Source organism: Brachyspira sp. SAP_772 (assembly GCF_009755885.1).
Taxonomy (GTDB): Bacteria; Spirochaetota; Brachyspiria; order Brachyspirales; family Brachyspiraceae; genus Brachyspira.
In genome coordinates this window covers 1-718 of sequence record NZ_VYIX01000155.1, presented here as the reverse complement: position 1 = coordinate 718, position 718 = coordinate 1, and the positions used below count along the sequence as shown (strand labels likewise).

At 23.6% G+C, this 718-nt stretch carries 1 protein-coding gene and 1 pseudogene; both read right to left on the bottom strand.

Annotated elements, in window-relative coordinates:
• Positions 1–433: pseudogene (locus GQX97_RS13205) on the bottom strand (4-hydroxy-3-methylbut-2-enyl diphosphate reductase); the annotation flags it as partial.
• 88 nt (positions 434–521) lie between these two features.
• Positions 522–718, bottom strand: a 197-nt coding sequence (locus GQX97_RS13200) for a hypothetical protein (RefSeq protein WP_157152292.1), incomplete at its 5' end; no start/stop codon positions are given.

Here is a 718-nt window from a genome sequence, read left to right as displayed (position 1 = left end):
CTTTTAATATGTTTCTATTAAGAAGCAGTATAGAACCATTTAAAAGCGTTGTAACTGCAATAGATATAATTATAGCTTTAAATGGAACTAATTTTTTAAATAATCTAAAGAAGAAAGAGTGATTAAATCTRTCATTTTTTTCAAAGCTAATATTGTATGCAGTTCCTAAAAGCGTAGATAATATTGTAAGCATTAATATACCAATATCAACATTATATGCAAGATAAAACATAATCAATGCACTTACAACAATAATAGTTAAAAATGCTGGTTTATATTTTTGATAAAAAAGGTATCGTCTTTTGTCGCTGATTTTAATAGTATAATTGCTGTATCCATTMCCCAAACTCATAAATAAATAATATAATGCMACTATCACCCCTATTCTATATTGAAAGGGTTTATTTAAAATATCATAAATAGCATAAGACATTAAAAAAGCACCAAAAGAAAAAAATATATAACCATAATTAAGAAGATCAAATACTTTATTAATACCTCTATAAAAACTGCTTGAATAATTATCTTTTATAGTTTGTGCAATATCTTCTATTAACCGGTTTATCTAAAATATCATAAATAGCATAAGACATTAAAAAAGCACCAAAAGAAAAAAATATATAACCATAATTAAGAAGATCAAATACGATATTAATACCTCTATAAAAACTGCTTGAATAATTATCTTTTATAGTTTGTGCAATATCTTCTATTAACC